The sequence below is a fragment of the Amycolatopsis palatopharyngis genome (genome assembly GCF_003385185.1).
GTDB classification, from domain to species: Bacteria; Actinomycetota; Actinomycetes; order Mycobacteriales; family Pseudonocardiaceae; genus Amycolatopsis; species Amycolatopsis palatopharyngis.
Genome location: NZ_PQHZ01000028.1, coordinates 79,458 through 87,607 on the forward strand (window position 1 = coordinate 79,458; position 8,150 = coordinate 87,607).

Below are 8,150 nucleotides of genomic sequence, written 5' to 3' on the forward strand. Positions count from 1 at the left end.
GTTGGCACACTGCCAGCCAGTGTGTCGCGCAGCGCAACCGTTGCGCGAGCGATACGTGATCTGTCCCGGATCGAGCGAGCAGCGTCGGTGGGTCTTGCGACACTGTGCAGGGCTCACCGCCGGGATCGCGGCGGATCTCCGGGCCGCACGCGACCGCACGAAGACGGAAGGACCTCGCGACCATGGTTTCGTCCGCTGCCGCGACCGCCCACCCCGAACCATCCGGCACGAGCACGCCGCTGTCGCGCCGCTCCCAGCCGATCGAGCTCGCTGGAACGTTCGTCCACGAGGGCCATCGGCTCGCGTACACCGAGTACGGCGGCGGTGAACATGTGGTCGTGCTCACCCACGGCATCATGTTCACCCGCAAGATGCACGCCCCGCTGGCCCGGTCGCTCGCCCGTGCCGGCTACCGGGTCGTGACGCTCGATCTGCTCGGCCACGGCGACTCCGACCGGCCGGGTGAGTCCTGGCAGTACTCGATGCCCGCTTTCGCGGAGCAGACGCTCGGCCTGCTCGACCATCTCGGGGTGGCGCAGGCCGTGGTCGGCGGGACCTCGCTGGGCGCGAATGTGGCACTGGAGGTTGCGGTGCGTGCGCCCGAGCGCACAAGGGGAATCGTCGTCGAGATGCCGGTATTGGACAACGCCATCGTGGCCGGCCTGCTCACCTTCGCCCCGTTGCTGTTCGCCGCCCGATTCGTCCCGATCTCCGTACAGGCGGTCGCTGCGCTGGCCCACCGGGTACCGCACGGCAACCAGTGGGTCGACGTCGTCACCGACACCCTGGATCAGGAACCGAGCTCGATGGCCGCGCTCATCCACGGGGTGCTGTTCGGGCGGATCGCGCCGCCGAAGTCCGTGCGCAGGACGATCCGGGTTCCCGCACTGGTGGTCGGGCACCAGCGCGATCCCATCCACCCGTTCGGCGACGCGGACACGCTGGCTGCCGACCTGCCCGACGCGGAGTTCGTCGAGGCCCGCAGTCCGATCGAGCTGCGGCTGGACCCACGCAGGCTCACCGAGTCCATCACCGAGTTCATCCGGCGCTGCTGCGATCAGTGAGCGGGAGGTCCGATTCCGGCGCGATTGCGGCAACCGGCCCGATCACGGTGACCGCGGGCGGCCGAATGCCTGCCCGCGCGGCATCCTCCGCGACGGCCTCGAGCGTCGACCGGAGCACACGCTGGGCGCGCATCGTGCCGTCCTGAATGATCGCGACGGGTGTCGTACCCGGCCTGCCGCCCTCGATCAGGGCTTCGGCGAACTGGGCGATGCGCTCGACGCCCATCATCAGCACCAGCGTGCCGCGCAGCCTGCCGAGCGCGTCCCAGTCCACCAATGACTTCTCGTGCCCCGGCGGCACATGCCCGGAGACGACCACGACCTCGTGCGCGACCCCCCGGTGCGTCACCGGGACATCGGCGACGGCGGGCACCGCGAAGGCGCTGGTGATGCCCGGCACGATCCGCACCGGCACGCCAGCCTCGGCGCAGGCCAGCACCTCCTCGAACCCCCTGCCGAAGACGTAGGGGTCACCGCCCTTGAGCCGGACGACGAACTTGCCTGCCTTCGCCCGCTCGATGAGCGTGCTGTTGATCACGTCCTGGCTGGCCGCCCTGCCGTAGGGGATCTTCGCGGCGTCCACGACCTCCACGTGCGGCGCCAGCTCGACGAGCAGGTCGCGCGGGCCGAGCCGGTCGGCAACGACCACGTCGGCGCGCGCCAGCAGCCGCCGGCCGCGCACGGTGATCAGCTCCGGATCGCCGGGCCCGCCGCCGACCAGCGCCACCCCGGCGGGCTCGCCGCCGTCGTCCAGGTTCTCGCCGGGATCGGCCACGGTGCCGACCCGCAGCGCGTCGAGCAGCCCATCGCGGACCGCGGCCGAGCGGCGCGGGGTGCCCCCGGAGAGCACGCCGACCAGCAGGCCGTCGTGTCCCCCGCTGGCCGGGGTGACCGCGCTGCCCTCGATACCCGCGTCCGCCCGGACACAGAACACCCGTGCCCGCTCGGCCTCGGCACAGACGGCCGCGTTGACCTCGGGATCATCGGTGCAGGCGAGGGCGTACCAGGCTCCGTCGAGGTCACCATCGCGGTATGCGCGTTCCACCAGGGTGATCTCCCCCGCGTCGGCCATTCCGCTTACCGAGGGGGTCGTCTCCGGCGAAATGAGGTGCACCTCGGCACCAGCGCTGACCAGTCTTGGCAGCCGCCGCTGGGCGACGGTGCCGCCACCGATCACGACGACCCTGCGTCCGGCGAGGTCGAGTCCGACGAGGTAGTGGGGGTCTGGTGGAGCAGCCATGCCGCAAGCATGCCGCCCCGCCCAACCCGGCTTTCGATCAGGGTTGCAGCAACGCCAGCATCTCGGCGTTGTCGAACATCCGCGCGGTCTCGATCGCCGACGGCGTACCCGCCTCGGCGTCGGCACCGGCCTTGACCAGCACCTTCACCACGTCTGGCTCGTTTTTGAAGACCGCGCCGGCCAGGGGACTCTGTCCCCGGTCGTTGAGCCGGCCGGGGTCGGCCCCGCGCTCCAGCAGCGCGGCCACCGTCTCCGCGTGACCGTGATATGCGGCGAGCATCACCAGGGTGTCCCCCTTGTCGTTGGTGAGGTTCGCCGAGATCCCCGCATCGACGTACGCGGCCAGAGTCGCTGTCTCACCCGTACGAGCGAAACCGAAGACCTTCGACCACAGTTGGAGCAGCTCGGGGTCGGGTTCCTGGGCCGGCGCGGTCTCCGTCATACCGCCATTTTCGCACGATGGGCAGGCACCCTGTGCCCTACCCGCGGCTGCCGTTCGGATAGGGAAGCAGGGCCATCTCACGCGCGTTCTTGATCGCCACGGCGACCTGTTTCTGCTGCTGGGGGGTCAATCCGGTCACCCGCCGCGCCCGGATCTTGCCCCGGTCCGAGATGAACTTGCGAAGCAGGTCGGCGTCCTTCCAATCGACCTGCTCGACCCGCTCGGCCGCCAGTAGGTTGCGCTTACGCTTGCCGGGCCGTTCCCGGTTGATCTTCGCCACGCTTTGCCTCCTCACCAGCTCGACTTGGTGACGCCGGGCAGCTCACCGTTGTGCGCCATCTCCCGCAGTCGCACGCGGGAAAGCCCGAACTGCCGGAAATAGCCGCGCGGGCGGCCATCTGCCGCATCCCTGTTCCGGACCCTGGTCGGGCTGGAGTCGCGAGGCATTGCCTGCAGTGCGGACACCGCGGCCGACTTCTCCGCCGCACTGGCTGACGGGGCGGAGATCACCCTCTTCAACTCGGCCCTGCGCTGCGCATAACGGGCGACGACGACCTTGCGCTGCTCGTTCTTGGCGATCTTGGACTTCTTCGCCATCAGCGGTCCTCCTTGAACTCGACATGCCGGCGGACCACCGGGTCGTACTTGCGCAGCACCATCCGGTCCGGGTCGTTGCGACGGTTCTTCCTGGTCACGTAGGTGAAGCCCGTTCCGGCGGTGGATCGGAGCTTGATGATCGGGCGAATGTCGTTGCCACGGGCCATCTAGACCTTCACCCCCCGGTTACGCAGGTCCGCCACGACAGCGTCGATTCCGCGTTTGTCGATCGTCTTCATTCCTTTCACCGACACGCGCAACCGGACATGGCGGCCCTCGCTGGGCACCCAGTACCTGCGGGTCTGCAGGTTCGGCTCCCAGCGCCGCGAAGTCCGCTTGTGCGAGTGCGATACCTGTTTGCCGTAACCCGGCTTGCGACCGGTGACCTGGCACACGGCTGACACGCGCCCTCCTAATTGGTATTGATTCTCATTTTCATCTACTGTACACAGCAGTCCGTACCAGCGATCGATGACCCATTCGGGTCCAGTGGAGCTCTCGTGTCAGAACGTTCCCGTGTGCCACTCCTGCTCATCAGCGGCCTCTCCCCCGGGCCGGGTTCGCAGCTCGCGGACACCCTCCGCGCCCGTGAACCCGGCACGGCGGTGGTGCACCACGACTTGCGCCACATCTGCTCCGGAGTGGTCCGGCGCAGGCTGCAACTCGGTGCCCGGGATCAGCTCAGTGCCCTCGAACTCGCCCACGGCTGCGTTTCCTGCACCCTTCGGGAGGACCTGCTCCCCCTGCTGCGCAGGCTCAGCCGGATGCCCGAGGTCGAGCGGATCGTGGTCCGCCTCGACGAGGCTATGGAGCCAGAACCGGTGAGCTGGGCACTGCACAACGTGCTGGTCGGCGACCATCCGGTGATTGACGACGTCGACCTCGAGGCGGTGGTGACCACGGTCGACCGGAGCACGTGGCTCGCCGACGCCACGGGCGAGGACACCCTGGAGGAACGCGGGCTGCGCGCCAGCCCCGAGGACGAGCGGACGGTCGCCCAGGTCGCGCTCGCCCAGGTCGAGTTCGCCGACCTCCTGGTACTCACCGGCAGCGCGGCCGACGCATGGAGCGACGCGAAAACCGGCGCGGTGCTCGACCGCGTCGCCCCCGCCGCCGGCAGGGCCGAACTGGCCGGCCTCGAACCTGCGGCACTGCGCGCCGCCGTGCCCGCCGCGGCCCGGCGCGGCGAGGTCACCGATATGCACGGACCCCTGCTCACCGGCGAACCGCCACTGATCGCCGACTGCGGGATCGAGCTACTCACTTTCACCGCGCGCCGTCCGTTCCATCCGGACCGGCTGCACGACGCCATCGACGTGCTGCTCGACGGCGTCGTCCGGACCAGGGGCAGGGCATGGGTCGCCAGCCAGCCCGACGTCGCCTTCTGGATCGAGTCGGCGGGCGGCGGGCTCGGTATCGGGCATGCCGGTCCGTGGCTGGACTCCCCGGACGGGCCCGCCTGGGACGAGGTGTCCCCCGAGCGCAGGACGTTGGCCTCCCTGCGCTGGGATCCCGAGTTCGGTGACCGGGCGCAGGAGCTCGTCGTGCTCACCCACCAGACGACACCGGAGGAGATCGAGACGGCGCTGCGCGGTGCCCTGCTCACCGACGCCGAGCTCGCCGAGGGCCGCGCGGCCTGGCGGCACTACCCGGACCCCTTCGGTTCCTGGCACGAGGAACCGTGCGACGACACCGAGATCTCCCCGGAACGAAACGACGTCAGTGCACAACAACGAAAGGACGAGAACCGATGAAACCCGGCATCCATCCCGACTACCACCCAGTGGTGTTCCAGGACTCCTCGACGGGAGACGCCTTCCTCACCCGGTCCACCATCACCTCGCAGCGCTCGATCGAATGGGAGGACGGCAACACCTATCCGCTCGTCCAGGTCGACGTCAGCTCGGCGTCGCATCCTTTCTGGACCGGCGCACGGCGGATCATGGACACCGCGGGACAGGTCGAGAAGTTCCACCGCCGCTACGGGCAGCGCGCCGGCCGGGGAGGCGGCGACTGATGGCCGTTCCCAAGCGCAAGATGTCGCGCAGCAACACCCGGTCCCGCCGTTCCCAGTGGAAGGCGGCGGCCCCGGATCTGGTGCCGATCACCGTCGACGGCGAACGCAAGCTCGTACCGAGGTCGCTGATCAAGCACTTCCACCGGTTCGAGCGGGACCGGTGACCCTGCCCGTCACGGTCCTGTCCGGGTTTCTCGGCGCGGGTAAGACCACGGTGCTGAACGAGGTGCTCGCCGGCCGGGAGGGCCTGCGTGTGGCGGTCATCGTCAATGACATGAGCGAGATCAACATCGACGCCGCTCTGGTCCGCGACGGCAGCGAGCTGTCGCGGACCGAGGAGCGGCTGGTCGAACTCACCAACGGCTGCATCTGCTGCACCCTTCGGGACGATCTGCTCGCCGAGGTCGCCCGGCTGTGCGAGCAGGACCGGTTCGACTACCTGCTCATCGAGTCGAGCGGGATCTCCGAACCAATGCCGGTCGCGGCGACGTTCTCCTTCGCCGGGGACGACGGCACCGTCCTGCTACCGCAGGCACGGCTCGACACGATGGTGACGATCGTGGACGCGGCGAACTTCGGCACCGAACTCGCCACGGGAGACGCACTAATCGAGCGCGGGCTCGACCAGTACGACGGGGACGAGCGGACGGTCAGCGACCTGCTGATGGACCAGATCGAGTTCGCCGATGTGCTGGTGGTGAACAAGACCGACCTGATCGGCGCGGCCGAACTGGATCGGCTGACCGCGACACTGCGGAGGCTGAACCCGGCGGCGGACGTGGTGCACAGCACGTTCGGGCGGGTCTCACAGGACCGTCTGCTCGGGACGGGCCGGTATGACGTCCTGCGGGCACAGGAGGCCGCGGGCTGGGTCGCCGAACTGAACGGCGACCACGTGCCGGAAACCGAGGAGTACGGCATTTCCAGCCTGGTCTTCCGCGACGGGCGTTATTTCCACCCGGACAGGCTGTGGGAGTTCGTGACGACCCGCCTCGACTCCGGTGAGTTCGGCACCGTCCTGCGTTCGAAGGGGTTCTTCACCCTGGCGACGCGGCCGTCGGTGACCGGGCTGTGGTCACAGGCGGGTTCGGTGGCGAGGTTCGAGCCACAGGGCGCCGGCGGGACCAGCCTCCAGGAGTTGGTCTTCATCGGGACGCGGCTCGACGCCCCCGCGCTGCGGGCGGAGCTCGACGGCTGCCTGCTCACCGAGGCAGAGTCCGGAATGGACTGGAGTGGAACACCGGATCCGTTCCCGGACTGGGACGTCGTACACGTCCATGACCACGCCGAAACGCTCGGCGCGCGGGCTCAGTGCTCGTCGTAGTGGTCACCATGTGACGCGTGGCGGTGCCCGTCGTGGACGTAATCGATATGGTCTCCATGGGGTACCGCCACGTGCCCGCACCCTTCGCCATGGGCGTGGTCGTGACCGTCGTGTGTGGAGTGTCCGGACGGCTCGCACTCGTCGACGTGACCGTCATGCGCCCGGTGCAGATGCCCGTCATGGACGTAGTCGACGTGGTCGCCGTGCGGAACCGCCACGTGCCCGCACCCTTCGCCGTGGGCGTGGTCGTGGCCGGTGTGCTGCTGGTGTGTGGTGGCTGAGGTCATGGCCGGAAGCTAACACCGGGCCGGCGAGCGGGCAGGAGTACTCACCCATGCGGGTTCGCGCATGGGTGCGGCCGGGTTTGTGGGAGCCGGTCTACTGTGGCCGCACGCTTCGGTGACCATGTGGAACACACGAAACCGGCGCGGCGCGGAGCTACTCGCAGCTAGGCTCTGCACTGTGACCCTGCCCGACTATTGGCTGCACCGGCCACCCGCGTCGACGTCGGCTGCACTACGCGAGCGGTTCGACGAGCTCCTCGACGGAGCGCTTATGGCTGACCCTGAACGGCCCATTGATTACCGCCTCGAAGTGCCGAAATGGCAATTTCTCTGCCACGCCGCCGACCGAGCGGACTTCGTGCTGCACGGCTCAGGCAACCCCGGCATCACCGAATTCATACCCCGTCAACCCCCGGACCTGACCGACTTCGGCAGCCGACTCGCAGTATTCGCCGCGACCGACGGTATCTGGCCGATGTTCTACGCGATCCTGAACCGCGACAGCATGCCGTTGTCGATGTGCAACGGATGTGTTCGGGCCGGAGACGAGGTGAGATACCACTTCTCGATCAGCTCGCCCGCCTTGAAGCGACAACCATGGCGAACCGGAACGGTGTACCTGCTGCCATCTGCCACGTTCGATCTGGAACCCGCGACCGGAGAAATCCGGTCGGCTCAGGCCGCCAGCCCGGTGCCTGTTCGGCCGGTCGCCAAGCTCACCGTCCACCCGGACGAATTTCCCTTCCCGCACGATGTCCACGGCCATCAGGACGCGGAGCTACTCGCCCGGGCCGCCGCCGTCCCGGACGGCTTCCCGTGGCACGAACCTGAATCCTGACCGACCGCGCCGAACGCGCCGTTCGTATATGTGGTCCTGCCGATAAATGCTCACTGTCGGTTGGCAGATTCTCTTTCGGGTGGTTCGCTAACCGCACCACCATTGTCGAACGTTTGTTCGATAGACTTGGGATGTGACGGCATTCGTAGAGGTCAGCAGCGTGGCGAGGACCTGGTTCCCGCCCGCCGGTCTCGCGCGCCCGGCTGCAGTCACGGAACAGCAGTGGGCCGATCACCGGCTACTGACCCGGACTGCCGAGGACGTCGCCGCGCTGGACGACGACGGTGCCGTCGAGGCGGTGGCCGCCGCCCGGCGGTTACGAGCCCGCGCGGATGCCGCGGAGG

14 protein-coding genes are annotated in these 8,150 nt (G+C 68.6%); 7 read left to right on the forward strand and 7 right to left on the reverse strand.

Annotated features, from left to right (window positions below; all coding sequences use genetic code 11):
• Positions 1-182 precede the first annotated feature (182 nt).
• Positions 183-1,064, forward strand: a complete 882-nt coding sequence (locus tag D0C15_RS20900) for an alpha/beta fold hydrolase (protein WP_116048146.1) — start codon at positions 183-185, stop codon at positions 1,062-1,064.
• Here D0C15_RS20900 and cobA read toward each other — a convergent pair.
• Genes cobA through rpmB form a run of 6 tightly spaced genes read right to left on the reverse strand, consistent with a single transcriptional unit; the run spans position 1,039 to position 3,747 of the window.
• Positions 1,039-2,304 carry a uroporphyrinogen-III C-methyltransferase gene (cobA, locus tag D0C15_RS20905; RefSeq protein WP_116048148.1) on the reverse strand — a complete coding sequence of 422 codons (1,266 nt, stop codon included), beginning with the start codon at positions 2,302-2,304 and terminating at the stop codon, positions 1,039-1,041. The two genes, D0C15_RS20900 and cobA, sit on opposite strands and share 26 nt — an antisense overlap.
• A gap of 37 nt (positions 2,305-2,341) precedes the next feature.
• Positions 2,342-2,746, reverse strand: coding sequence for an ankyrin repeat domain-containing protein (locus tag D0C15_RS20910; protein WP_116048150.1), 405 nt, complete (start codon positions 2,744-2,746; stop codon positions 2,342-2,344).
• A gap of 37 nt (positions 2,747-2,783) precedes the next feature.
• The gene (gene rpsR / locus D0C15_RS20915; protein ID WP_211323279.1) at positions 2,784-3,026 is read right to left on the reverse strand and encodes a 30S ribosomal protein S18; all 243 of its coding nucleotides are present in this window, start codon (positions 3,024-3,026) and stop codon (positions 2,784-2,786) included.
• Positions 3,027-3,037: 11 nt separating this feature from the next.
• A complete protein-coding gene (rpsN, locus tag D0C15_RS20920) occupies positions 3,038-3,343 on the reverse strand; it encodes a 30S ribosomal protein S14 (RefSeq protein ID WP_116048154.1) in 306 nt (101 codons plus the stop codon).
• Positions 3,343-3,510: a 50S ribosomal protein L33 gene (gene rpmG / locus D0C15_RS20925; RefSeq protein ID WP_091677214.1), complete on the reverse strand. Its 168-nt coding sequence runs from the start codon at positions 3,508-3,510 to the stop codon at positions 3,343-3,345. The genes rpsN and rpmG overlap by 1 nt, the downstream gene beginning before the upstream one ends.
• Positions 3,511-3,747: a 50S ribosomal protein L28 gene (gene rpmB, locus D0C15_RS20930; RefSeq protein ID WP_116048156.1), complete on the reverse strand. Its 237-nt coding sequence runs from the start codon at positions 3,745-3,747 to the stop codon at positions 3,511-3,513. It lies immediately after the preceding gene.
• Positions 3,748-3,843: 96 nt separating this feature from the next.
• Here rpmB and mrf point away from each other — a divergent pair, with 96 nt between their 5' ends.
• Genes mrf through D0C15_RS20950 form a run of 4 tightly spaced genes read left to right on the forward strand, consistent with a single transcriptional unit; the run spans position 3,844 to position 6,684 of the window.
• Positions 3,844-5,097, forward strand: a complete 1,254-nt coding sequence (mrf, locus tag D0C15_RS20935; RefSeq protein ID WP_116048158.1) for a ribosome hibernation factor-recruiting GTPase MRF — start codon at positions 3,844-3,846, stop codon at positions 5,095-5,097.
• Entirely contained in the window at positions 5,094-5,360 is a 267-nt protein-coding gene (locus D0C15_RS20940; RefSeq protein WP_116048160.1) for a type B 50S ribosomal protein L31, read from the forward strand. Before mrf ends, D0C15_RS20940 begins: the two co-directional genes overlap by 4 nt.
• On the forward strand, positions 5,360-5,524 hold the full coding sequence (gene rpmF, locus D0C15_RS20945; protein WP_116048163.1) for a 50S ribosomal protein L32: 165 nt from the start codon (positions 5,360-5,362) through the stop codon (positions 5,522-5,524). Before D0C15_RS20940 ends, rpmF begins: the two co-directional genes overlap by 1 nt.
• Positions 5,521-6,684 carry a GTP-binding protein gene (locus D0C15_RS20950; protein ID WP_116048165.1) on the forward strand — a complete coding sequence of 388 codons (1,164 nt, stop codon included), beginning with the start codon at positions 5,521-5,523 and terminating at the stop codon, positions 6,682-6,684. The genes rpmF and D0C15_RS20950 overlap by 4 nt, the downstream gene beginning before the upstream one ends.
• Here the strand turns inward: D0C15_RS20950 and D0C15_RS35125 are convergent.
• Positions 6,669-6,971, reverse strand: a complete 303-nt coding sequence (locus D0C15_RS35125; protein WP_116048168.1) for a hypothetical protein — start codon at positions 6,969-6,971, stop codon at positions 6,669-6,671. The genes D0C15_RS20950 and D0C15_RS35125 overlap by 16 nt on opposite strands.
• 175 nt (positions 6,972-7,146) lie before the next feature.
• Between D0C15_RS35125 and D0C15_RS20960 the strand changes: the two genes are divergently transcribed.
• Both D0C15_RS20960 and D0C15_RS20965 read left to right on the forward strand, forming a co-directional pair.
• The gene (locus D0C15_RS20960; RefSeq protein WP_245976063.1) at positions 7,147-7,806 is read left to right on the forward strand and encodes a hypothetical protein; all 660 of its coding nucleotides are present in this window, start codon (positions 7,147-7,149) and stop codon (positions 7,804-7,806) included.
• A gap of 133 nt (positions 7,807-7,939) precedes the next feature.
• On the forward strand, positions 7,940-8,150 hold a 211-nt coding region (locus D0C15_RS20965), incomplete at its 3' end, for a hypothetical protein (RefSeq protein WP_162830175.1).

Excerpts from the sequence above, each read along its gene's own strand:
- D0C15_RS20940 (WP_116048160.1), top strand. The coding sequence starts at position 5,094 with ATGAAACCCGGCATCCATCCCGACTACCACCCAGTGGTGTTCCAGGAC.
- D0C15_RS20900 (WP_116048146.1), top strand. The coding sequence starts at position 183 with ATGGTTTCGTCCGCTGCCGCGACCGCCCACCCCGAACCATCCGGCACG.
- D0C15_RS35125 (WP_116048168.1), bottom strand. The coding sequence starts at position 6,971 with ATGACCTCAGCCACCACACACCAGCAGCACACCGGCCACGACCACGCC.
- rpmF (WP_116048163.1), top strand. The coding sequence starts at position 5,360 with ATGGCCGTTCCCAAGCGCAAGATGTCGCGCAGCAACACCCGGTCCCGC.
- cobA (WP_116048148.1), bottom strand. The coding sequence starts at position 2,304 with ATGGCTGCTCCACCAGACCCCCACTACCTCGTCGGACTCGACCTCGCC.
- rpsN (WP_116048154.1), bottom strand. The coding sequence starts at position 3,343 with ATGGCGAAGAAGTCCAAGATCGCCAAGAACGAGCAGCGCAAGGTCGTC.
- D0C15_RS20910 (WP_116048150.1), bottom strand. The coding sequence starts at position 2,746 with ATGACGGAGACCGCGCCGGCCCAGGAACCCGACCCCGAGCTGCTCCAA.
- rpmG (WP_091677214.1), bottom strand. The coding sequence starts at position 3,510 with ATGGCCCGTGGCAACGACATTCGCCCGATCATCAAGCTCCGATCCACC.